Below are 22,811 nucleotides of genomic sequence, written 5' to 3'. Positions count from 1 at the left end.
TATTTATGAAAAAAATTGATGCAATTATAAAGCCATTCAAACTTGATGATGTTCGTGAAGCGCTGGCAGAAGTGGGCATTACTGGAATGACAGTGACTGAAGTGAAAGGTTTTGGACGTCAAAAAGGGCATACTGAACTTTACCGTGGCGCAGAGTATATGGTTGATTTTTTACCTAAGGTAAAAATTGAAATTGTAGTACCTGATGACATCGTTGAAAACTGCGTCGAAACCATTATGCAAACTGCACAAACTGGCAAAATTGGTGATGGAAAGATCTTTGTTTATGATGTCGCTCGAGTGATCCGTATTCGAACTGGTGAGCAAGACGAAGAAGCAATTTAATAAATTAAGTTTGTATGAAAATGCGGTAACGGAAAATACACAGGAATGGGATTAGAATTGTGTATTTATTATGCGAGCCCGTTACCGCTAAATTAGAAAACTACGAATATTTAACTAGTTAACCCATTTTCTTCAGTTAATATGTTTCATAGAATGCTCTTCTAAACAGAAGAGCATTTTTTGTGAATTAATTGAGGGGTAATACCTTGTGTGGTCCAAAACATTCATAGTGAATAGCACTGGTATCGACACCCATTGCAATTAGCTGCTTACCTACGTGCTGCATAAACCCAACAGGGCCACAGAAATAGAATTGCATATTCGGTTGCTCAATCCATTCACGTACCAATTCTAAATTCATTAAACCTTCATATTGGTAATCAAACCCGAGACGATCTTCCTCTCTTGGTTGATTAAACCAAATCGCGGATTGGCTGGTTTGCTGTTTTGCTAATAGTTGTTGAATTTCGTGCCTAAAGGCATGAACGGCACCATTTTCAGCGGCATGGAACCAATTAACTTGTGCGTTGTGACCTTGTTCTGTTAGATGATTTAACATGCTCAGCATTGGAGTTAAACCAACGCCAGCAGAGATCAAGGTAACAGGTGTCTGACCATCAACATCAATAAAGAAATCACCACATGGAGGTGCGAGCAGTACACTATCACCTTCATTTAATTGTTGATGTAAGAAATTAGAAACGGAGCCTTGTTCTTCACGTTTTACCGCAATACGGTAGCTACGGCCATTAGGTGCAGTGGTCAGAGAGTATTGGCGGATTTCTTGGTTTTCAAATCCCTGGTTGTTGACATAAATAGTGATATATTGGCCTGGGCGGTAATCAGCGACAGGTTGCCCATCGACAGGAACAAATTCAAAACTTGTAATCACATCACTTTGTGGTTGTTTTTGCGCTAATTTAAACTCACGTAAGCCTTCCCAACCCCCATTTTTATCCGCATTTTCTTGGTAAATTGCAGCTTCTCTACCAATAAAAATATCGGCTAAAACACCGTAAGCTCTTCCCCATGCATCAAGAACCTCTTGGCCTGGGTTGAGGAGTTCATCAATAGCCGCGAGTAAGTTTTCCCCGACGATTGGATAGTGCTCAGGTTTAATATTTAAGCTTACATGTTTTTGGGCGATTTTTTCGACAGCTGAAATAAGAGCCTCAGGAGTTTCAATATGCACAGCATATGCGCAGATAGCGTTGAAAAGGGCTTCTCGTTGGTCCCCATTCACTTGGTGAGTCATGTTGAAAATATCTTTTAATTCAGGATGCTGTTTAAACATCCGATCATAAAAATGCGCGGTCAGTTTTGGCCCTGTTTCAGCAATGGCAGGAATGGTTGATTTAACAATGGCAATGGTTTGGCTATCTAGCATACAGGTGCTCCTGAATTATTTTCATGTTCTCATTATAGTTATGGCAAAGGGCAAATTTTTGCGATCTAAAAATATTCCTTTGTAGATTAGTTAGATAAATTTATTTCATCTCAGCTAACCCCTATTTTTTTGCGAACGATGAAGGTGATTATAAAGATGTATTTTAAATACAACTTATAATATTTACGTGTTTATGTAAAGACTCAAATCGGAAAAATAGGGTGGATTTAGGCACATAATGAGAAGGGAATAGCAAATCTGGATGTTTGTCCGTTAAAAATTAAAATTTGAGCTATTTTATAATGAAGCCTTCAGAAGCAAATGAAGTGAAAAAAATTAATGCAATCGTTTGCGTATATTTTTTCTTTAGGGCTATCTCAAGAGAGAAAAAGAGTTTACACTGTGTGTCATTGCGATGAATCGATTTTCAACCTATTGAATTGCTGAGGCAGGAGAAGCGAATGTTAAAGCGTGAAATGAATATTGCTGACTACGATCCGAAATTATGGGAAGCAATGGAGCAAGAAGTACAACGTCAAGAAGAACACATTGAATTAATTGCTTCTGAAAACTATACCAGTCCACGAGTCATGCAGGCTCAAGGTTCTCAGCTAACCAATAAATATGCAGAAGGCTACCCAGGCAAACGCTACTATGGCGGTTGTGAGTATGTTGACGTGGTAGAGCAATTAGCGATTGACCGTGCGAAAGAACTATTTGGTGCTGACTATGCGAACGTGCAGCCGCACTCAGGTTCGCAAGCTAACGCTGCAGTTTACATGGCGTTACTACAGCCAGGTGATACCGTTCTGGGAATGAACCTAGCACATGGTGGTCACTTAACTCACGGTTCACCGGTTAACTTCTCAGGTAAACTGTACAACATCGTGCCTTACGGTATTGATGAAAGCGGTAAAATTGACTACGACGATATCAAAGCGCAAGCGGAAAAACACAAACCAAAAATGATTATCGGTGGTTTCTCTGCGTACTCAGGTGTCGTTGATTGGGCTAAAATGCGTGAAATCGCAGATGGTATTGGCGCTTACCTGTTTGTTGATATGGCTCACGTTGCAGGTTTGATTGCTGCGGGTGTTTATCCAAACCCAGTTCCTCATGCACACGTTGTGACAACAACAACGCATAAAACTTTAGCGGGTCCACGTGGTGGGTTAATTTTAGCTAAAGGTGGTGACGAAGAGTTGTACAAAAAAATCAACTCAGCGGTATTCCCTGGATCTCAAGGTGGCCCTTTAATGCATGTTATTGCAGGTAAAGCGGTTGCTCTGAAAGAAGCGATGGAACCTGAATTCAAAGTTTATCAACAGCAAGTTGCTAAGAATGCGAAGGCAATGGTCGATGTTTTCCAAAAACGTGGCTACAAAGTGGTATCTGGCGGAACTGAAAACCACTTATTCTTAGTTGATTTGGTTGATAAAGACATTACAGGTAAAGATGCAGATGCTGCACTTGGCCGTGCGAATATCACTGTTAACAAAAACAGTGTACCGAACGACCCTAAGAGCCCATTTGTAACGTCTGGTGTACGTATTGGTTCTCCTGCGATTACGCGTCGTGGCTTCAAAGAAGCAGAAGCGGGTGAGCTAGCTGGCTGGATGTGTGATATTCTAGACAACCTCAATGACGAAGCGACCATTGAGAGCGTGAAGCAAAAAGTATTAGCAATTTGCAAAAAATACCCAGTTTACGCATAACATAACGTATTATTAATTACTGAAACCCGCTTCTACATGTATGTATGAGCGGGTTTTTTGCATTGAAAAAACGGAGGAGTGATGGTCATTCCATCAACGCGTTGGCTAGCTATTGATTATTTTACCTACTTTTTTGCCTACAGTATTTTCTTGCCATTTTGGTCAGTTTGGTTACAAGGTGAGGGAATTGATGCAGAAATGATTGGTGTTTTGTTAGGGGTAGGGCTAGCAGCCCGTTTCCTTGGTGCGATGTTTATTACTCCTTTAGTTAAAGAGCCCTCGAAACTTATTACTGCTCTACGCTTACTCGCAGGGCTTTCACTTATTTTTTCTGTCGGTTTTGCTCTGGGTTCTCACTGGGCATGGCTGTTGTTTGTAATGATTGGGTTTAACTTATTTTTTGCACCAATGGTTCCACTGGGTGATTCACTGGCGGGGACATGGCAAAAACAATTTACCTTTGACTACGGCAAAATTCGCGTTTGGGGTTCGATAGCTTTTATTATTGGTTCCTCACTGATGGGGTATTTAGCCGGTGTTTGGGGAAATAAAGCCATCATGGTGGCCTTGATAGTAAGCTGTTTAGCATTATTACTAGGCGCAATGCTGAAACCAGCAATTATGCCAATGGGGGCAGCGAAAGCGGATGGTGGTAATAAGGTTACGTTTAAACAATTGATTGCGGATAAAAACGTCGTTAGGTTTCTTATCTGTGTTACGTTACTGCAAGGGGCTCATGCGGCTTATTATGGTTTTGCTTCCCTATTTTGGAAAGAAGCCGGCTATTCAGATTTAGTTATCGGTAATTTATGGTCGCTCGGTGTGGTTGCTGAAGTCATTGTATTTATGTTAAGCCACCGTTTATTTAGGCGTTGGAGCGCTCGAAATTTACTGTTGTTATCTGCCTTCTGTGGAATTATTCGTTGGGGCTTGATGGGAGCGTTTACTGCATTACCGGTATTAATCGTGGTACAAATTCTTCACAGTGGTACTTTTACAATTTGCCACCTAGCCGCAATGCGCTTTATTAGTGCAAGAAAAGAAAATGAAATTATCCCATTACAAGGTGTTTACTCCGCACTCGCAACTGGCGGCGGGTTAGCCGTACTGACTATTATTGTCGGATACATTTATGAGCGAGTGCCTGCTCATCATGGTGTGGTGTTTTACTTAATGGCTCTTCTCGCTGTACCTGCCGTGTTTATCCGCCCTAAAGTGGTGGCTCAATCTTAATATTCACCTGCCAAGTTATAGAAGCGGTTAAGCCTATTTTATAGCTTGGTTTGGTATTGAATTTGTTTTCCAGTATCGTCAATATAAATCATTGTTATATTTTCTCCGTGATTAATATCAGCGGTTGAAAAGTAAGTTTGTGATGAAAATGGCTCTACCATCGAGCTTTTTGCAATAGAACGACTTTTATTATTAGCCAGATAGATATTGGCAATATTTAAAAAATAAGGGGTCGGGTTGTTGACGACAATACCGTCTTTAGCTAAATGAAATTGGATGTTTTTGATGACATTGTTTGGCTTTTCTGTGAGGTTTGTAGGGCGATAAAAAACTTTAATTCGTGTTTGAATGGCAAACTGTAGCATATTGGCACTATTTATTTGCTTTGGCTTTGGCGCAATATCTAATACATTTAAATAAAATACAGACTCTTTATTCGTAGGGAGTTTGTCACCAATAAAACGTATTTGTAATTGAACTCCGTCATTTGCTGCGATTTTAGTGACGGGGGGCGTTACAATAAATGGTGCGTTCGTCGTTTCTGGTGTCGAGTCCGGATTACCTTCATCCACCCAGCTTTGAGTTAATGTGGCTTGTTCACTGTAATTAGTAAGTTGAATTCCGACGGATTTTTTATCACTAGGAAAAATAATTCGTGTTCCTTGCAAAACAAGACTTGCACTTGTTTGGAAGCTAAAAAATAGTAATGTAGCGAACCCTGTAATTTTAATGAATTCCACCATGGTATTTTCCTTGTTAATTATATGACATCACTACTGTTGCCGTACTTGAGACTTGCCCTTGAGTGACACTATTTGTGTTGTATGCATGGTAATAAGCTCCTAAATTTACTGAAAAAGAAGGAGAGATTGGATTTCCCTTGAGGATAGTAAAAATATTTGTCGCTCCATTTTTAGCTGCCACGCTATCTGAAAGCACTAACGGTGTATTGAGATTACTTGCACTAACTAATCGGAAGCCAACGCCTTTAGCGCCTTGGCTAATGGTATTATTCAATGTTGTTTTATCATTTGAGAGCAAATTGCTACTGGATAAAAAAATAGATACATCACGAGAAGCATTACCGCCTGCTAAAAAGTCTTGGCAAGTAAAATTAAGTGTGAATGGCGTGTAGCCCGCTCTGGTTGCAGTTTTCACTGCATTGATGCTTACTGGGGGTAGCGAAACGACTAAACCTTGGTTAACAAAATTACAGGTAGTGAGGATTGGATTATAAGTTAAGGTAATTGGTTGTAAGTAGATATCATCAGCACTGGTTGGCCATTGCAGCGTTAACAGAAAAGTGACTAATTTAGATACAATATCTAATAGCCACTGTAAAATTCCCAAGCTGGATGCATCAGAGGCGAGTACGATAGGGGTAACTGTGGCGGTGCTTCCTGATACTTCGACATAGTTGGTTCCGGGTTTAGTCGCAAGCAAATTAAATTGAACGGTAAAATTTGTATCGAGTTCACTACCTTGATGTACACCTTCCGTAAGGCCGATAACCCTATCTTTTTCTAATGCAGTGACTGTAATTGAGACAAACTGCTTTCCACCATTAAAACCAATAGTGGCGGTTCTGCCTTGGAAAGGAGATGCGATACCAATAGAGTTAGGAAAAAGTATCCCTCTTGCAGTACAGGTAAAAGTCCCAGGGTAGATGGTTCTACTATTTTTACTAACTTGAGTCGATGTACTGGTGAGCTCTGTCGATAAATCAAAAGCAAGAGCGGGAGCCGTCACAGTAGAAGTTTGTCTACAATGTGCTGAGGAAAACTGGCTGTAAGCCAATATACTGGAAAACATCAGTGCTAAAGTGATTTTTTTCATCATATTTTCCTTTATCGACAGAGGTTTTTGTTCTTATCCATCGTGTTGAGTAGTGGCTCAATAACACATGTCTGTTTCCCTTTAAGCTTTATGTGTAATGCCATCGGTAATTGCTCACTTTTGATATACATCACGCCAGATTGGCCGACATAACCAATACTCTGTTGTTTAGCATCTGTGATTTCTGTTCCAAAAGGTAAGCTATCGCCATTAGCAAGAGCGCCACGGATGATATAAGTTTGTCGAGTATCGGTCTCGAGTTTGATGTAATTTACCGCCCCTTGATATGGACTTACATTTGCCATATTACCGAGCACCTCAGCGCCTGCGGTTTTCTCTGTATCTGTCAAGGTATAGGTATTGGTTCTATAGGGTGTGGAGTTAGCGACTAAAACAACACCTTGTTGATTAGTTAAAGTGGTTTTATCGGCATTGACCATCATGTCACTGGCCATTGGAGCATCAATGATGGTGTAGGTCTGTCCTGTTTCTCCTGAAAAAACAATATGTCCAGGAATAGCAACCAGAGTTCCTTTGGCACCTAAACCCGTTTGGCGGTAATTATTGGCCTCTGTGTAAGATCCTGAAAGCGTGCTAGAGGGAAGCTGATAGCTGACGTTCCCACCAACTAAGTTATTACCACCGCTTTGGTTCGTTGCAGTTAGCGTATAATTGACTTGGTCATTTTTACCTGCAATACCACTGACACTCAGCGTAGTTTGTTGATAACGAGAGTCGGTGAAATAGCTTCCCATACTAATATTGGCGCGTTTTTCAAATAAAGAAAAAGGAACACTAAAGTTGGCATAAATACGAGTTTCTTCTTCGCTGTCGTAATTGCGAACACGTGAAACAGACACACTATAGGAAATATCGTTATAATTGTTTGCATAACCGGCTTGATATTCACGGCTATTACCGTTTGCATTCCAATAATCACGGTGTGTACCCGATATGAATACCGAACCATAACCATCAGCTAATTGTTGGTTTAAATTCAACGTAAATGTGTTTTTAGCACGTGAACCACGTAAAGCGTCATAATTAGTGAGTGAAAGCTCAGGTGGAATATTATTGCCGAGTTTTTCTGATAACTGGTCTTGATAAGCTTTCCAAGCGCGATAATTATCTTGGGAATAAATGGCATCAATAAAGCTATAGTAACCACTAGTGGAATAACGATATGACGCCAAGGTTAAATTGGTCGATGTTGCATTAATATATTTGTTATAAGTCAGGCGGTAGCTTTGCCCACTGTGATTTCCTGAATCCAATTTAGTATTTGCTTGCGTAATGTCAGCTGAAATGGCCCCAAAACTAAAATTCCAACCACTCCCTATAACGCCAGAATAGTATTTTTCGCTAAATAGCATTCCTGCATAAAGTGTCACTAAATTATTTAATCCATAGTGAAACTCACCTTGAGTAAATTTGGGTTGATAATGGGTATTGTCGATTTTAGTTTGCCCAGCAATAAGGCTGTAATTATAAACGCCCTGTTTGAGCATGTCAGGTACAGCAGAATAGGGCACAGTAAAGGTTTCTTGCCTTCCATCAGCTTCTTGGACAACGACGAATAAGTCACCTCCACCAGCACTAGGCTGCAGGTCATTAAATGCAAACTCACCAGGGGGAACGCTTTCTTGATAAACCAGATTATTATTTTGGTACACGCTGACTAAGGCATTTGTTTGAGCGACACCGCGTATAATAGGTACAAAATTTTGACTTGAATTTGGCAACATACTAGCTTCTGTTGCCAATGCAATCCCTCGAACTCGAATACTATTAAATAGGGCTGCGGGTGTATAAAAATCACCTAATTTCAACCCGGATTTGATTGTACTAAGAGGACGATAAACATAACGGGTATTGTTTTTCCATTTTTGGCTACTATGAGAGCTATGTCGATAGCTGGATTCATCTCTAAATTGCCAAGCGCCTAGATTAACGCCTGAATTTAAGGTAGCAAAAAAATTGTCACTGCTGGTTTTAGAGTTTTTTTTCTCTTTGTAACTATAATAATTTGCATTATAAGAAAAAATAATTGCAGGTTCGCCATAATTCCAGAGACTGGGGTCAACATAGTTAGCTTCGAGTTGTTTCAGAGCGACTTGAGGGACGGTAATATCGAGTCGTAGGTCGTTGATATTGAATTTATATTTTATATTGGCCACTAAATCATCAATAGGAATAAATGACTGTTGTTTGGTTTGTTCAATCACCTCAGAAGATAAATTCAGGTTTAATTTCTGCACATCATCAGCAGCAAGGCTAATCAGTTTACCATCATTATTGATATCAATTTCAAATTGGCCTTTCCAATTATTATTTACATAAAGGTCGGCTAATTGTTTACCTGATGGAATTTTACTGTCGGTATAGAATCGTGAAATATCTCCTTGTGCAGATTTGCCTACCAATAGGGAAGTCTCAAACTCGTCCGCTATTGAGTTCTTTTGATGACTTTGTAGTCCTATTAAGATTAGGAGGTAGAGATAATTTTCTTTTTTCACGATGATTTCTTCTATTAAAGTTTAATGTTTTTAGATTTGAAAACACCATAGTCATCCACATACATTAGAATAAGATCGTGGCTTTTCATTGTTCCTTTAATAGGTAATTCTTTTTCAGACATAGGGGCAATCATCGCAGAATCAATTAATGAATTATTTTTATCATCCGATGATGTGATAGCTGCAATAGTTAAATGGTATTGCGAGTTATTTTTAACTAATATGTTATTATTTTTAATCTGGTAGCTCGCATGATTAATGACTTCATCGGGGGATTCATTTAGCCCAATAGGACGATAAAAAATTTTAATTCGTGAGCGTGTGGCTAGCTGAATTGCATTTTTGCCTTTAGCAGATTCTGGCGTTTTAGGAATATCTAAAACATTTAAGAAAAATACACTTTCAACATTGTCAGAAAGTTTTCCGGGTATTTTTTTTATTTTTAATTGCTGACCTTGTAAACCTTCAATTTTAACAATAGGAGGGGACAAATAAAAAGGCGCTTCAGAGTTCTCAGGTGTGGAATTTTCATCACCGTTATCAATCCATGACTGAACAAGAGACGATGTTTTGCTATTATTGGTTAATTGTACAGTAATACTATCAGCGTCAGCAGGATATATAATTCGAGTGCCTGTAATAATAACATTAGATAATGTTGAGCTCGAAAATAAAATAGTGAGTAATAAAACTAGAGTTTTCATAATAGTATCCATTTAAAGCCAGGCTAATAAAAGCCTGGCTAAGTCATAATTATAAATAGGAAACTGTATATATTACATTTGATTGCAAAAGACCGACTTTGGCAGCAGTTGCATTAGTTTTATAATAACTGGCTATTAAATTGAGTGTAGCGCCTGTCGCGCCACCAGTGTCAGCCCCTGTAAGGTTAGTATCAAAGGCCACATTGAGTGGAATTGCGGTTGTTGGAGTGCTGGTTTTAGATAAACTAAATCCAACATTTTTAGCAACGGAAGCATCATTTTCATTGACGGAAGTATTCACTAAATACAAACCGGAAGGGGAAATATTACTTGACGAATAAAAGTGTAATTTCAGATTACTTACAGGAGTGCTCGCAGGTGCACAATCAGAGAAAGTTAAAGAAAATTGTTTTTGATTTTTAGAAATAACCGTCGCGGCAGTGGTCCCTGCATCTGTTACGGTTATTGGGTCAAGAACAACAGTCATATCGGCACTATTTCCGCCATTAATAGTACAAGTTGTATCGCTTATTGCTCCAGAAATTGAAATAATTCCTCCAGCACTGTTAGTTATTGCAAGTGCTGAACCTGATATAACAGATAACGAAAGTAAAGACAGAGGTAGTATATATCTAGACATAATTAACCCCATAAGGTCAAAGTAAAATAAAGTGATATAACTTTGATTAACAGCTGAATGTAAATTAGCTGTGTTATTTTATGCTAGATATAAAATATATTTTTTTCAAATTAAAAATAAAAAAATATTTAATGAGATTAGTGTCTTTTTTATATGTATGAATTTAATGTGATATTGTTTTTCTAATTACTTTATGTTGACTCGTAATAAGTGTAATTTTTGATGGTTGGTAGTTTATCTTTTTGAGTATTTCTTGTTGTGCATGTTATTGTGACAAGGATAAAGATCAATTAACTTAACAATAAACAAAAGTAATATTAATTTGTGAAATTAAATAAAATTTAATTTATAAAAAATTAATTGATAATAAAATGGCAAGTCATAGTTAATGACTTGCCATTGAGATATAATTTTATCTTATAAGCTAGGTAGGAAAGTCGTAAATACAGGCATAAAAGTGACTAAGAGTAATACGATAATTAATGCAAAGAACAGTGGCATGACCTCACGAATAAAGTCTGAAATACGTACACCAGTAATCGATGTGGCAACAAACATTACCGTTCCCATAGGGGGTGTTAAACATCCGATAGCTAAATTAAGGATCATGACAATCCCAAAATGGATAGGGTCAATTCCTAAAAGTTTTACTGTAGGCATTAATAATGGAACAAGGACAATAATTGCTGCATTACCTTCAATAAACATACCTAGAATTAAAAGCACCGCATTGACAATCATTAAGAAGACATATGGATTATCAGAGAAACTGGTCATCATTTTGGCAACATCTTGTGCCACTTGCTCGTTCGTCAATACCCATGCTAACGCAGAACAAGTCATAATAATGAGCATTATGCTTGCTGTTGAACGAGCTGTTTCTAAAAATGAGGCCGCAATGTCTTTTAACTTCATTTCACGATAAAAGAAGGTACCAATTACAATAACGTAAAGTACAGCAATAGCACCAGCTTCTGTCGGTGTAAAAATACCAAAGCGAATTCCGCCAATAATAACGAGGACTAAGAGGAAAGCTGACATTGCTCCTTTACCTGTTTGGTAAACTTCAGCAAATGTAGGCGCTTTGTCTCTAGCAGGTTTGTATCCACGTTTTTTGGCAATAAGATAAATTGTAACCATTAAAGCAACGCAGCACATTAAACCAGGAATGATTGCAGCCATAAACATCTTACCAATAGAGACATCGGCAACAAATCCATAGATGATTAATGCAATACCCGGTGGAATTATAGGTGTTATTAATGATCCTGCAGCAGTGACAGCGGCAGAGAAGCTTTTCCCATAACCTAATTTGGTCATTTCGGGTACTAACATTTTAGATAACATGGCACAGTCAGCAAGGTTAGATGCAGAGAGCCCGCCCATCATTGTACTTAATAATACGTTAGATTGGGCAAGTCCCCCTGGGTAGTGCCCAGACAGTGTGCCAGTAAATTTTAACATTCGGCTAGTGATACCCGTGTAATTCAAAAGGTTACCTAACAGAATGAAAAAAGGAATAGCAAGTAACGTGACATTTTCTCCTGCACCAATAATGCGCTGAACTGCAATAAGAGGAGATATATCACCAGCAGAAAAGAAATAAGTGAGTAATGCAATTAGCACACTTAAAAAAATGGGAACATTAATTAAAAAGCAGAATATTAATACAATACAGGCGATAATTACTGACATGGTTTATCTCCTTTTATTAATTTACTCATGTCTTCCAGTAAATGTTGGATAGAAAATAACACCATGATGGATGCGCCAATGGGAACAGAAAGGTCGATATAGTAATAAGAAACACCAATAATTGGTGTTATTTTATCTTCTGCGATAATCGAGAGTTCATATCCAAGATACCCAAAAATTGATAAAGCAATAATGGCCATAATATGCGTAATGACCGCGATAGCTAATTGTACTTTTTCAGGAAATAAAGAGGTAATAGCATCAATACTGACGTGCATTCTTTTACCCGCAGCGGATGCTGCTCCAATCATAACCAACCATATGTAGCAAATAATTAAAACTTCCTCACTCCACATTAAAGGGTCATTAAGAAGCCAACGCATGAATACAGCAAGAATGGTAATAATGACGATAGCGGCAACGGCAAGCGAAGCCACTATATCACTTAATTTCCCCAGAAATTTAAACATAAAAGATCCTTGCGAGAATAATAGTCAACCATTTGTATTGTAAAAATATTGGCGGTGTTAACCGCCAAGTAATAGGGTTAATTATTAATAATATCTTGAGTTTGTTGATATAAATTCGCAGACCATTCAGGGAATTCATTATAGAAAGGCTTAGATTTTTCTTTGAAGAGCGCTCTGTCTACTTCAACAACAGTAACACCTTCACTTTTCATTTTTTCAATAATCTCTTTTTCTTGTTGTAAGACTAAATCTGTTAAAAATTGCCCAGCTTCATTTCCTGATTCAACTAAAGCCTGCTGAATATTTTCAGGTAATTTAGCGTAGGTTTTGCTGCCCATGACTAAGTTGGTTACGTTTTCTACATGGCCCGTTAGAATTAAGAATTTAGCAGCTTCATGGTGTTTTTGCCCATATAGCACTGGAATTGGGTTTTCTGCACCATCAATAATTTTAAGATTAAGTGCAGTATAAACTTCAGCTAAAGGTAATGGTGTTGGTGTGGCACCCATTGCCTCTAAACCTTTAATTTGAATTTTATTGTTGGGGACGCGAATTTTTAAACCTTTTAGGTCATCTGGGGTTTGGATCATTTTATTGGCTAAGATATGACGTGAACCATATAGCCAATCTTTAGAAACCACATGAAGGCCTTTTTTATCTAACTGTTGTTCTAATGAACCATACCAAGGTGAGGCATTTAATTTAAAAATATCTTTATAAGATAGCCCTAAGTACGGCCCAAACATAATACCGTAATCAGGTACATAATCAGAAAAGAAGGCACCATCTGCTAAGGTAATTAATGGACTACCTAACTTCATTTGTTCGATCACATCTTTTTTAGAACCTAATTGTGAGCTTGGGTAAGGAATTAACTCACCTTCACCATTAGTTTTTTCATTGAATTTCTTTGCCCATTCGTGGATAGCTAAGTCAAAAGGCTCTCCGGGGTTATTTTCATAAGCGACTTTTAGCTTATATTTAGCATCGGCGAATGCGGCACCTGTCATGCTACCCATTAATAGCATTGTGCTGAGTGTTAAGCTAAGAAATGTTTTTCCGTTTAATGTGCTCAGTTTCATAAAGGTATCTCCTGTAGGGGGATTTATTGTTTTAAGTATTTAGTTTTTTTCTAACCAATGTATTTTTTGCGTAGCATTATTTCTGTGCCACTATTCAGAATATCTGTGATTTTTTGGCTCACATCATCTTGTAATTGTGGTATTTCGTTGAGGTTTAATCCCCATAAATCAGACATTGCTAGCACATTTTCAGTCAGTTGTTTTACATTTGAGTCATAGAGCTCATTCCAAGCTTTAAAGCGTTCGAGTAAATAATCATCATCATTTAAAGGAATGAGTTGTTCACCCTGTTTTCCTCGATAGAAAACAATAAGTGCAGCAAGTGAAAATGAAATGCAATAAGGAATTTTATTGTATTGCTTAACATAAGAGATTAATTGAGGTAATAAACGAGTTTTAAATTTAGTTAGCGAGTTTAGAGAAATTGAAAGTAACTCATGCTCTATATATGGGTTATTAAAACGGTCAATTACTGCGGAGGCAAAAGCCATAAGCTCCGAAGGGCTTTGAGATAAAACAGGAATAACCTCATTATCAATTAAATCTTTGATGAAAGATAAAAAGATTGGGTTGGTAGTGACATCACGAACAGTTCGAATCCCTGCTAAATAAGCAACGGGAACCATCGCAGTGTGTGCACCATTTAAGATTGCAACTTTACGTTCTTTGTAGGGTTTTATGTCATCTACTACTTTGATATTTAATGGCAATTCATTTAACTTTAGCTTCTTCTCTAGTATTTTTGGCCCTTGAATAACAAATAAATAGAAATATTCAGCAGTGACGAGAAAATCGTCTTTATAACCTAATTCTTTTTCCAGTTTTTCAATTTCATTTTTCGGGTAGCCAGTAACAATTCTATCGACTAACGTAGAACAAAACGTATTACTGCTATTTAGCCAAGCGATAAAATCTGCGGGGAGTTGCCAGTCTTGTGCATGTTGATTTACAAACTCTTGTAATTTATCGCCATTATAGTCAATTAGCTCACAGGGGATGATGAACAACCCTTTGCTACTATCGCCATTAAAATGTTGAAAGCGGTGAAATAAAAATTGAGTAAGCTTCGCAGGGAAACTACTTGCTGGTGTATCTTCTAAGCGTACGTCGTGTTTATATACGATCCCTGCTTCCGTAGTATTAGAGAAGATCCATTGTAATTCGGGATTTTCTGCACACTTTAAAAATTTATCATATTCAGAATAGATAAGTATTTCACGGTTAACCGAATTAATAATTCTTATATTAGAAACACTTTGTTTTTGTTCATTAATCCCCCTGGTGATGGCAGTATAAAGTCCATTTTGTTGATTAATTGAGGGATGAGATGAGTCAATTGGCCTGACAAGCGTAATGCCACTATTGAAATCTGTCTTTTCATTCAGTTGGTCAACCATCCAGTCGATAAAAGCACGTAAAAAATTACCTTCTCCGAATTGCAAAATTCTCTCTGGGTATTGCTTATTAGCCATTGACTGTCTATTTAAGTAATCCATGACCATTCCTCTAGTTATTATGTGTATTAATCATCTGGTGTTGATTCAGACTAGAAGTATTTTTTTCTATGGACTATTAATTGCATCAATTTTGTGGAATGAATGGCTTTTTGATGTTTTTAATGTGTTTTTTATCAGTTAAAAACAGATGAATTATTGATAGATTAAATCTGTTCAATAAATATGTCTTTTAATTAATTGAAATATAGTGATAATTTTATTTTCTATAATTTTTGATAATAATAATTTTATAATTAAGCTGTTTTTTTACTGAAAAATTCAGGTTTTGTTTGATGTGTACCATTATCGACCCAAAGAAATAATTCGTCATTGGCCATCCATTGGCCTTGTAAACTAATGTTATTTATTCATAAGTTTGCTGTATGGAGTTGATCATAGTTCGTTTAGCGGTATCTAAATGATGTCTAAGTTCATTCATCGCGACAATATCATTACGGCTAATTAACGCACTTAAAATGGTCATGTGTTCTTCAATTGCCAGTACATTTCTTTCTTTTAAATCTGATTCATCCCATTGATATTGAAAATGAAATATCACAGTGATGATTTCAAGAGATTGATTAAAAAATGGGTTGTTGGCACCCGATAAAATAAGGCTATGTAGTTCATAATCTAGTTGAGAAAAGTCGCGGTAATTGATAGTAACGGTTTCACGCAGTGTTCTATGTTTGAGTAATAGCTCTTTCGCTAAAATCCAACGATGGTCATCTGGTGGTAAATTTAAAAAATGAGTCAATGCATTGGTTTCTAGTAACTCCCTAAACTCAAAAAGTTTTTCTGCGTATTCACGTGAAAACTTCATCATATGCCAATTTCCTCGGTGGGTGTTTTTAATTAACCCATAACGGGAAAACTCCACTAAGAACTCCCGAACAACACTAGAACTTACATGACTTTTTTTTGCTAATTGTAATTCAGTAAAAGTATCTCCGGGCATCAATTCTTTGCGTTTAATCATTTGATAAAACGCTTTTTCGAATAAGACGATTTGTTGATCAGGGAGACTTGATTCAACAGGAAAGAAATCAGTTTTATTGGGATAGCGAATGACATGATATTCATTCCCTTGTTTTTCAATGATTTTCTTTTCTAATAAATATTCGAGGGTATGTCTCACGGTGGTTCGACTGATATTAAACATCTCTGCTAAAGAAGATTGTGAGGGGAAAGGGGATGTTAATAAATTTTTATGTATGGCATCTAAGAATTCATTAATTGACCCATAGCGTATATTTTTACTCCTCACCATTTAAATACTCCTTGAATCTGATTTTTATTCTTTAAAGACCGATTTAAAACCGATTTAAAAACATTTAATCACAAAATTCGGTTGTTAATTATCTAGTCTATGTTTTTTAAATTAAAAAAGACAGATAAATTGATGGAGGGAAATATGAAACAATTGATTTGCCAAGAACCTAAACAATTAGTCTATCAACAAGTTGTTGAACCTACAGTTCAAACTGGGCACGTAAAAATAAAAATTCATGCGGTTGGTATATGTGGAACTGATATTCATGCATGGGGAGGAAACCAGCCATTTTTTCAATATCCACGAGTATTAGGACATGAAATTTCTGGAACTATTTGTGAGGTTGCATCAGATATCACGCAGTGGAAAGTCGGGCAACGTGTTGCGGTGATGCCTTATGTCGCATGTTACGAATGTGGTGCATGCAAGGAAGGAAAAACAAATTGTTGCGAAAAAATTTCAGTTATTGGCGTTCACGAAGACGGGGGTTTTTGTGAATATTTAAATGTTCCAGAGAAAAATGTATTAGCGATTGAAGACACTGTCACAGATATTGATGGCGCCTTGATCGAACCATTTTCAATCAGTGCTCATGCCGTCAGGCGTGCGCAAGTTAAAGCGCAAGATACTGTTTTAGTCGTAGGGGCTGGACCGATAGGGCTTGGCGTTGCTGCAATTGCCAAAGCGGATGGTGCTAACGTATTAGTGGCTGATACCAGTGAGGCACGTCGCCAACATGTTGAAAAGGTCTTAGGCTTAAAAACGTGTGACCCAGCGGCTGAAAATTACTTATCAAGCATTGAAGGCCATTTTTCAGGCATGCTTGCTGAGAAAGTCATTGATGCTACGGGGAATCAACACGCAATGAACACCGCGGTGAATTTAATTCGTCATGGTGGTTTAATTGTATTTGTTGGCCTATTTAAAGGTAATTTATCGTTTCCAGACCCCGATTTCCATAAAAAAGAGACAACAATGATGGGGAGTCGTAATGCAACGCCTGAAGACTTCAATAAAGTTGCAAGATTAATGGCTGAAGGTAAGTTATCTAGTGGGATGATGCTAACACACCAATTTGACTTTGATACCATTGGTGATGTTTATGAAAGTGATGTCATTAATAATCGTGAATTAATTAAAGGTGTTATTTTGTTTTAAATAGCAATTTATTTTAAACAAACATTTATTTTAAATAACAACAAAAACCCACAATAAGAGTGGGTTTTTGTTTGGCGCTAATTTATTTCTAGTCTGAATGAATTAGCGTTTTAATGCTTCCGATAACTCATCTTTCATGACGGACAGTATGTCTCTAACAACACGTGGGCTACCAGCGACTAAGTTACCAGATGCGATATAATTATGGCCGCCAATAAAGTCAGTCATGATACCGCCAGCTTCACGCATGATTAGCTCGCCGCCTAAGAAATCCCATGGTTTTAAGCCGATTTCAAAGAATGCATCAACACGACCAGAAGCAACATAACACAGGTCTAATGCCGCAGAACCCGTACGACGGAAATCAGCGCATTTGTCGAACATTGCGGTCATGATATTCATATATACCGCAGCGTGTTGTTTTTGTTTGAAAGGAAAACCTGTCGCAACGATAGCGCCATCAAGGTCACGTTTTTCATCAATGCGAATACGATAACCGTTAAGCTGAGCGCCTTGTCCACGTACTGCGCTAAATAATTCATTACGCATTGGGTCGTAGACAACAGCAACTTCTGTACGGCCTTTAACGCGTACAGCGATAGAAACAGAAAAATGAGGGAGGCGTTTTGTGAAGTTGGTGGTGCCATCCAGTGGATCGATTACCCATTGAATATCATCATCTTTACCAATTAATTCACCGCTTTCTTCAGTGATAATAGTGTGGTCTGGATATGACTTGCGGATGATTTCAATTATCAGTTGCTCAGATTCTTGGTCAACGTTAGTAACGAAATCGTTAGTGCCTTTCTGAGTGACTTTAATATTGCTAGGCATTTCATAGTTTTTAGCTATGTGATTACCGGCCTTACGTGCTGCACGTATGGCGATGTTAAGCATCGGATGCATGGGCTTTTTCCACTGGAATGTTAAAGAACGAAAAACTTGAGTGCCGAAGTATATAGATGTTCGTCACAATAAGCAATTTTGTGTTAAGCTATTGCGATAATTTTTTTATGAAACGTATAAACCATGTTAGATAATATCCGTATTGTTCTTGTTGAGACCTCACACACTGGTAATATGGGCTCAACGGCCCGTGCAATGAAAACCATGGGGCTTTCTAATCTCTATCTTGTTAACCCTCTTGTTGAACCAGACTCACACTCTATTGCGCTTTCTGCAGGAGCAAGTGATGTTATTGGTAATGCGACAATCGTTAAAACTCTCGATGAAGCTTTAGAAGGCTGTAAACTAGTGATCGGCACTAGTGCGCGTTCTCGTACTTTATCTTGGCCGATGGTTGAGCCACGTGAATGTGGCGTTAAATCTGTTGAGCAATCCAAAGAATCGCCAGTTGCGATTGTTTTTGGTCGTGAGCGAGTAGGATTGACCAACGAAGAATTACAAAAATGTCAGTATCATTTATATATCCCAACGAATCCTGAATACGGTTCTTTGAATTTAGCGATGGCGGTTCAGTTGGTGAGTTATGAGATACGTATGGCGTATCTTTCAATGAATGAAAAAAATACGGTAATTTCCGCAGATGATGAGGTAGAATACCCGCCGTCAGAAGATGTTGAGCGGTTTTATGTCCATCTTGAAAGCGTATTGAATGAATCCGGTTTTATACGTAAAGCCCACCCTGGCTTAATTATGAATAAATTACGCCGTTTATTCACTCGAGCGCATATCGAAACCCAAGAGTTACATATCCTGCGGGGTATTTTAACGTCAATGGAAAAATGGGCGAAAAAGTGAGGCGAAATCCGTGGTAAAAGCAGTTGAATAATACTTGAGTAAATTAGTCAGGTAAATAGTTGACTAAATTACTCAGGAATGTCACAATCTGACCATAATTTACCACGGAGTAATATGTTATGAGACTCACTTCCAAAGGGCGTTACGCAGTAACTGCGATGTTAGATGTCGCATTACACTCTCAGTCAGGTCCAGTGCCTTTAGCTGACATTTCTGAACGTCAGGGAATTTCCCTCTCTTATCTTGAGCAACTTTTCTCTCGTTTACGCAAAAACGAGTTGGTTTCGAGTGTGCGCGGTCCAGGCGGCGGTTATTTGCTTGGTAGAGACGCAGACCAAATCTTTGTTGCTGAAGTAATCGCTGCGGTAGATGAATCTGTTGACGCCACCCGTTGCCAGGGTAATAAAGAAGGTTGCCAAAATGGCGATCGTTGTTTAACTCACGCATTATGGCGCGATTTAAGCGATAGAATTACAAGTTTCCTTAGCAGCATTAGCCTTGATGAGCTGGTTAAAAACCAAGAAGTCATGGTTGTTGCTGATAGACAAGATAACGAACAGCGTAAAACCATGCCAAATGGGATTACACCTGAATCGATTATCAATGTACGTGCTTAAAAATATTAAAAAAATTGCAGTCGGTACATCTTGGTGAGTTGTTAGACGAAGAGCTAATTTCCGCTATTTGTATCTTTAAAAATTAAAGGCAAGTTACCTTGTCCTTTGGAGTAAGTGAGCAATGAAATTACCAATTTATCTTGATTATTCAGCAACAACACCGGTTGACCCGCGTGTGGCTGAAAAAATGATGCAATGTTTAACAATGGATGGGAACTTTGGTAACCCAGCGTCCCGTTCTCATCGTTTCGGCTGGCAAGCGGAAGAAGCGGTAGATATTGCTCGCAATCAAATCGCCGAATTAGTGGGCGCTGACCCACGTGAAATCGTGTTTACTTCAGGCGCAACTGAGTCTGATAACTTAGCGATTAAAGGCGCTGCTAATTTCTATAAAAAGAAAGGCAACCACATTATTACCTGTAAAACGGAACACAAAGCCGTTTTAGATACCTGCCGCCAATTAGAGCGTGAAGGTTTTGAAGTGACTTATCTGTCACCGCAAAGCAATGGTTTAATTGCTATGCAAGACCTACAAGACGCTATCCGTGAAGACACTATTTTAATTTCTATTATGCATGTTAATAATGAAATTGGTGTAGTGCAGGATATCGAAGCTATTGGTGAATTATGCCGTAGCAAAGGGATTATTTTCCACGTCGATGCAACTCAAAGCGTGGGCAAATTGCCCATCGACCTGAATGCGTTAAAAGTTGATTTAATGTCGTTCTCTGCGCACAAACTCTATGGCCCAATGGGCATTGGTGCACTGTATGTCCGCCGTAAACCTCGTGTTCGCCTTGAAGCGCAGCAGCACGGTGGTGGCCATGAGCGCGGTATGCGTTCTGGGACATTACCTGTACACCAAATCGTTGGTATGGGTGAAGCTTACCGTATTGCCAAAGAAGAAATGGCTGCGGAATCTGAGCGTTTACGCGGTTTACGGTTACGTTTGTGGAACGGTATTAAAGATATCGAAGAAGTTTACCTCAATGGTGATTTAGAACACGGTGCGCCGCACATTCTGAACGTCAGCTTCAACTATGTTGAAGGTGAATCACTGATGATGTCATTAAAAGATTTGGCTGTATCTTCAGGTTCTGCATGTACTTCTGCAAGCCTAGAACCTTCTTATGTACTGCGCGCTTTAGGGATGAATGATGAGCTGGCACATAGCTCAATCCGTTTCTCTTTAGGTCGTTTCACGACAGAAGAAGAAATTGACTATGCAATCAAAATGATTCATGGCGCAATTGGCCACTTACGCGAGCTGTCTCCTTTATGGGAAATGTTTAAAGACGGCGTAGATCTTAACAGCATCGAATGGTCTCACCATTAATCAGACGGTTTCAGGAGTTTAAAAATGGCTTACAGTGAAAAAGTTATCGATCATTATGAAAACCCACGCAACGTTGGTTCGTTTGACAACAGCGACCCAAGCGTCGGTAGCGGTATGGTAGGCGCACCTGCCTGTGGTGACGTCATGAAATTACAGATTAAAGTAAATGATGACGGCATTATTGAAGATGCACGTTTTAAAACTTATGGTTGCGGTTCAGCAATTGCTTCAAGTTCACTCGTGACTGAGTGGATGAAAGGCAAAAGTTTGGACGAAGCAGAGTCAATCAAAAATACAGCCATTGCAGAAGAGTTAGAATTACCACCAGTGAAAATTCACTGTTCAATTCTAGCGGAAGACGCAATCAAAGCTGCTATTGCTGATTACAAAAGCAAACGCCAAAGCAAATAAGTTTTTAATCAGTCTATAGGGCAAGCCATATTAATAAATAACAACAAGTTATCGTCCTATAACTGGAACAATACTCATGCCTTCTAGGCTAAACATCGCTGAGTTTCTTAGCTTAGAAATAGGGTGGGTATAAAATAATTTGAAGGCGGATGCGACTCATGAGTAGCATCTGCCTTGTTTGTTTCTAAAGTGAGGTTTGCAATGTCTATTTCTCTTACAGAAAGTGCTGCGCAGCGTATTCAATCCTTTCTGCAAAATCGTGGAAAAGGCGAGGGCTTGCGTTTAGGTGTAAGAACTTCAGGTTGTTCAGGGATGGCTTATGTTCTTGAATTCGCTGATATAATTAATGAAGAAGACACGGTTTTTGAAGATAAAGGCGTGAAGGTCATCGTCGATGGCAAGAGCATTGTTTATCTTGATGGTACTGAGCTGGATTTCGTTAAAGAAGGCTTAAACGAAGGGTTTAAATTTAATAACCCTAACGTCAATAGTGAATGCGGATGCGGTGAAAGTTTCCACGTATAATGCGTTCAATTAAGCCTAATTTTCGGCCAATCTCACTAATATTAATTTGTTAGTGGCATTGGTAACCGGTTCGAGAAACTGAGCACTTATGGATTACTTTACTCTTTTTGGGTTGACCCCAACTTATGCCATCGATAGCGAACAACTGACGTTACGTTTTCAAGACTTACAGCGTCAATACCATCCTGACCGGTTTGCAACCTGTTCTGAACAGGAAAAAATGCAAGCACTGCAAAAAGCAGCAACCATTAATGCTGCCTATCAAGCCCTTCGTCACCCGCTAAAACGCGCGGAATATATGCTTTCATTACATGGTTTTGATATTAATAACGAACAACATACCATGCATGATACGGCATTTTTAATGGAGCAGCTTGAGCTACGTGAAGAGTTAGACAATATTGAAAACAGTGATGATGCACTTGATTTATTGGCTAAATTTATGCAAAACGTCAAACAAATGCAGCAAGCACGAAGCGCACTGATGGTGACAGAGTTAGATGCCATGCAGTGGGAAAAAGCCGCTGATACCGTACGTAAACTACGTTTTCTCGATAAGCTTCAGCAGCAAGCTGAGCAACTCGAAGAACGGTTACTAGATGAATTTTAAGA

Annotated in this window: 22 protein-coding genes; 10 read left to right on the top strand and 12 right to left on the bottom strand. The window is 38.4% G+C overall.

Annotated elements, in window-relative coordinates; all coding sequences use genetic code 11:
- Window positions 1-5 precede the first annotated feature (5 nt).
- Window positions 6-344, top strand: coding sequence for a nitrogen regulatory protein P-II (gene glnB, locus SJ312_RS06885; protein ID WP_004912721.1), 339 nt, complete (start codon window positions 6-8; stop codon window positions 342-344).
- A gap of 187 nt (window positions 345-531) precedes the next feature.
- On the opposite strand, the gene hmpA is transcribed toward glnB, so the two are convergent.
- Window positions 532-1,731 carry an NO-inducible flavohemoprotein gene (hmpA, locus tag SJ312_RS06880; protein WP_004264934.1) on the bottom strand — a complete coding sequence of 400 codons (1,200 nt, stop codon included), beginning with the start codon at window positions 1,729-1,731 and terminating at the stop codon, window positions 532-534.
- Between the two features lie 461 nt (window positions 1,732-2,192).
- Between hmpA and glyA the strand changes: the two genes are divergently transcribed.
- Window positions 2,193-3,446: a serine hydroxymethyltransferase gene (gene glyA, locus SJ312_RS06875; RefSeq protein WP_004264933.1), complete on the top strand. Its 1,254-nt coding sequence runs from the start codon at window positions 2,193-2,195 to the stop codon at window positions 3,444-3,446.
- An 81-nt stretch (window positions 3,447-3,527) separates the two neighbouring features.
- A complete protein-coding gene (locus SJ312_RS06870) occupies window positions 3,528-4,679 on the top strand; it encodes a 3-phenylpropionate MFS transporter (RefSeq protein ID WP_094961706.1) in 1,152 nt (383 codons plus the stop codon).
- Window positions 4,680-4,717: 38 nt separating this feature from the next.
- Here SJ312_RS06870 and SJ312_RS06865 read toward each other — a convergent pair whose 3' ends face one another.
- The 10 genes from SJ312_RS06865 to SJ312_RS06820 form a co-directional block, all read right to left on the bottom strand.
- Window positions 4,718-5,422 carry a molecular chaperone gene (locus tag SJ312_RS06865; RefSeq protein ID WP_110591967.1) on the bottom strand — a complete coding sequence of 235 codons (705 nt, stop codon included), beginning with the start codon at window positions 5,420-5,422 and terminating at the stop codon, window positions 4,718-4,720.
- 13 nt (window positions 5,423-5,435) lie between these two features.
- On the bottom strand, window positions 5,436-6,515 hold the full coding sequence (locus SJ312_RS06860; RefSeq protein WP_153673980.1) for a fimbrial protein: 1,080 nt from the start codon (window positions 6,513-6,515) through the stop codon (window positions 5,436-5,438).
- A gap of 11 nt (window positions 6,516-6,526) precedes the next feature.
- Entirely contained in the window at window positions 6,527-9,031 is a 2,505-nt protein-coding gene (locus SJ312_RS06855; RefSeq protein WP_319867281.1) for a fimbria/pilus outer membrane usher protein, read from the bottom strand.
- Between the two features lie 14 nt (window positions 9,032-9,045).
- Window positions 9,046-9,747 carry a molecular chaperone gene (locus tag SJ312_RS06850; protein ID WP_319867280.1) on the bottom strand — a complete coding sequence of 234 codons (702 nt, stop codon included), beginning with the start codon at window positions 9,745-9,747 and terminating at the stop codon, window positions 9,046-9,048.
- A gap of 37 nt (window positions 9,748-9,784) precedes the next feature.
- On the bottom strand, window positions 9,785-10,375 hold the full coding sequence (locus SJ312_RS06845) for a fimbrial protein (protein ID WP_036958998.1): 591 nt from the start codon (window positions 10,373-10,375) through the stop codon (window positions 9,785-9,787).
- Window positions 10,376-10,792: 417 nt separating this feature from the next.
- Window positions 10,793-12,070 carry a TRAP transporter large permease gene (locus SJ312_RS06840; RefSeq protein ID WP_004264925.1) on the bottom strand — a complete coding sequence of 426 codons (1,278 nt, stop codon included), beginning with the start codon at window positions 12,068-12,070 and terminating at the stop codon, window positions 10,793-10,795.
- Complete coding sequence (locus SJ312_RS06835) at window positions 12,061-12,540, bottom strand: TRAP transporter small permease (protein WP_004264924.1); 480 nt, start codon at window positions 12,538-12,540, stop codon at window positions 12,061-12,063. The genes SJ312_RS06840 and SJ312_RS06835 overlap by 10 nt, the downstream gene beginning before the upstream one ends.
- Before the next feature lie 77 nt (window positions 12,541-12,617).
- Window positions 12,618-13,622, bottom strand: a complete 1,005-nt coding sequence (locus SJ312_RS06830; RefSeq protein ID WP_004264923.1) for a C4-dicarboxylate TRAP transporter substrate-binding protein — start codon at window positions 13,620-13,622, stop codon at window positions 12,618-12,620.
- A gap of 50 nt (window positions 13,623-13,672) precedes the next feature.
- The gene (locus tag SJ312_RS06825) at window positions 13,673-15,118 is read right to left on the bottom strand and encodes a tagaturonate reductase (RefSeq protein ID WP_187710423.1); all 1,446 of its coding nucleotides are present in this window, start codon (window positions 15,116-15,118) and stop codon (window positions 13,673-13,675) included.
- 364 nt (window positions 15,119-15,482) lie between these two features.
- Complete coding sequence (locus SJ312_RS06820) at window positions 15,483-16,388, bottom strand: GntR family transcriptional regulator (protein ID WP_004264921.1); 906 nt, start codon at window positions 16,386-16,388, stop codon at window positions 15,483-15,485.
- Window positions 16,389-16,520: 132 nt separating this feature from the next.
- Between SJ312_RS06820 and SJ312_RS06815 the strand changes: the two genes are divergently transcribed.
- A complete protein-coding gene (locus SJ312_RS06815) occupies window positions 16,521-17,549 on the top strand; it encodes a zinc-binding alcohol dehydrogenase family protein (RefSeq protein WP_004264920.1) in 1,029 nt (342 codons plus the stop codon).
- Window positions 17,550-17,651: 102 nt separating this feature from the next.
- On the opposite strand, the gene suhB is transcribed toward SJ312_RS06815, so the two are convergent.
- Entirely contained in the window at window positions 17,652-18,455 is an 804-nt protein-coding gene (gene suhB / locus SJ312_RS06810) for an inositol-1-monophosphatase (protein ID WP_004264919.1), read from the bottom strand.
- A gap of 123 nt (window positions 18,456-18,578) precedes the next feature.
- Between suhB and trmJ the strand changes: the two genes are divergently transcribed.
- The 6 genes from trmJ (at window position 18,579) to hscB (ending at window position 22,809) form a co-directional block, all read left to right on the top strand.
- A complete protein-coding gene (trmJ, locus tag SJ312_RS06805) occupies window positions 18,579-19,310 on the top strand; it encodes a tRNA (cytosine(32)/uridine(32)-2'-O)-methyltransferase TrmJ (protein WP_004264918.1) in 732 nt (243 codons plus the stop codon).
- A 119-nt stretch (window positions 19,311-19,429) separates the two neighbouring features.
- The gene (gene iscR / locus SJ312_RS06800) at window positions 19,430-19,927 is read left to right on the top strand and encodes a Fe-S cluster assembly transcriptional regulator IscR (RefSeq protein ID WP_004264917.1); all 498 of its coding nucleotides are present in this window, start codon (window positions 19,430-19,432) and stop codon (window positions 19,925-19,927) included.
- A gap of 121 nt (window positions 19,928-20,048) precedes the next feature.
- On the top strand, window positions 20,049-21,263 hold the full coding sequence (locus SJ312_RS06795; protein WP_004264915.1) for an IscS subfamily cysteine desulfurase: 1,215 nt from the start codon (window positions 20,049-20,051) through the stop codon (window positions 21,261-21,263).
- Between the two features lie 24 nt (window positions 21,264-21,287).
- The gene (gene iscU, locus SJ312_RS06790) at window positions 21,288-21,674 is read left to right on the top strand and encodes a Fe-S cluster assembly scaffold IscU (RefSeq protein ID WP_004264914.1); all 387 of its coding nucleotides are present in this window, start codon (window positions 21,288-21,290) and stop codon (window positions 21,672-21,674) included.
- Window positions 21,675-21,875: 201 nt separating this feature from the next.
- A complete protein-coding gene (gene iscA / locus SJ312_RS06785) occupies window positions 21,876-22,199 on the top strand; it encodes an iron-sulfur cluster assembly protein IscA (RefSeq protein ID WP_004264913.1) in 324 nt (107 codons plus the stop codon).
- Window positions 22,200-22,287: 88 nt separating this feature from the next.
- A complete protein-coding gene (gene hscB, locus SJ312_RS06780; protein WP_094961711.1) occupies window positions 22,288-22,809 on the top strand; it encodes a co-chaperone HscB in 522 nt (173 codons plus the stop codon).
- Window positions 22,810-22,811 lie beyond the last annotated feature (2 nt).

It is taken from the genome of Providencia sp. CIM-Carb-044 (assembly GCF_033901115.1).
In the GTDB taxonomy this organism is placed as follows: domain Bacteria; phylum Pseudomonadota; class Gammaproteobacteria; order Enterobacterales; family Enterobacteriaceae; genus Providencia; species Providencia hangzhouensis.
Note: the sequence above shows the minus strand (reverse complement) of the source record. Positions and strands in the feature narration are given on the sequence as shown.

Excerpts from the sequence above, each read along its gene's own strand:
- glnB (WP_004912721.1), top strand. The coding sequence starts at position 6 with ATGAAAAAAATTGATGCAATTATAAAGCCATTCAAACTTGATGATGTT.
- hmpA (WP_004264934.1), bottom strand. The coding sequence starts at position 1,731 with ATGCTAGATAGCCAAACCATTGCCATTGTTAAATCAACCATTCCTGCC.
- glyA (WP_004264933.1), top strand. The coding sequence starts at position 2,193 with ATGTTAAAGCGTGAAATGAATATTGCTGACTACGATCCGAAATTATGG.
- SJ312_RS06870 (WP_094961706.1), top strand. The coding sequence starts at position 3,528 with ATGGTCATTCCATCAACGCGTTGGCTAGCTATTGATTATTTTACCTAC.
- SJ312_RS06865 (WP_110591967.1), bottom strand. The coding sequence starts at position 5,422 with ATGGTGGAATTCATTAAAATTACAGGGTTCGCTACATTACTATTTTTT.
- SJ312_RS06860 (WP_153673980.1), bottom strand. The coding sequence starts at position 6,515 with ATGAAAAAAATCACTTTAGCACTGATGTTTTCCAGTATATTGGCTTAC.
- SJ312_RS06850 (WP_319867280.1), bottom strand. The coding sequence starts at position 9,747 with ATGGATACTATTATGAAAACTCTAGTTTTATTACTCACTATTTTATTT.
- SJ312_RS06845 (WP_036958998.1), bottom strand. The coding sequence starts at position 10,375 with ATGTCTAGATATATACTACCTCTGTCTTTACTTTCGTTATCTGTTATA.
- SJ312_RS06840 (WP_004264925.1), bottom strand. The coding sequence starts at position 12,070 with ATGTCAGTAATTATCGCCTGTATTGTATTAATATTCTGCTTTTTAATT.
- SJ312_RS06835 (WP_004264924.1), bottom strand. The coding sequence starts at position 12,540 with ATGTTTAAATTTCTGGGGAAATTAAGTGATATAGTGGCTTCGCTTGCC.
- SJ312_RS06830 (WP_004264923.1), bottom strand. The coding sequence starts at position 13,622 with ATGAAACTGAGCACATTAAACGGAAAAACATTTCTTAGCTTAACACTC.
- SJ312_RS06825 (WP_187710423.1), bottom strand. The coding sequence starts at position 15,118 with ATGGATTACTTAAATAGACAGTCAATGGCTAATAAGCAATACCCAGAG.
- SJ312_RS06820 (WP_004264921.1), bottom strand. The coding sequence starts at position 16,388 with ATGGTGAGGAGTAAAAATATACGCTATGGGTCAATTAATGAATTCTTA.
- SJ312_RS06815 (WP_004264920.1), top strand. The coding sequence starts at position 16,521 with ATGGAGGGAAATATGAAACAATTGATTTGCCAAGAACCTAAACAATTA.
- suhB (WP_004264919.1), bottom strand. The coding sequence starts at position 18,455 with ATGCATCCGATGCTTAACATCGCCATACGTGCAGCACGTAAGGCCGGT.
- trmJ (WP_004264918.1), top strand. The coding sequence starts at position 18,579 with ATGTTAGATAATATCCGTATTGTTCTTGTTGAGACCTCACACACTGGT.
- iscR (WP_004264917.1), top strand. The coding sequence starts at position 19,430 with ATGAGACTCACTTCCAAAGGGCGTTACGCAGTAACTGCGATGTTAGAT.
- SJ312_RS06795 (WP_004264915.1), top strand. The coding sequence starts at position 20,049 with ATGAAATTACCAATTTATCTTGATTATTCAGCAACAACACCGGTTGAC.
- iscU (WP_004264914.1), top strand. The coding sequence starts at position 21,288 with ATGGCTTACAGTGAAAAAGTTATCGATCATTATGAAAACCCACGCAAC.
- iscA (WP_004264913.1), top strand. The coding sequence starts at position 21,876 with ATGTCTATTTCTCTTACAGAAAGTGCTGCGCAGCGTATTCAATCCTTT.
- hscB (WP_094961711.1), top strand. The coding sequence starts at position 22,288 with ATGGATTACTTTACTCTTTTTGGGTTGACCCCAACTTATGCCATCGAT.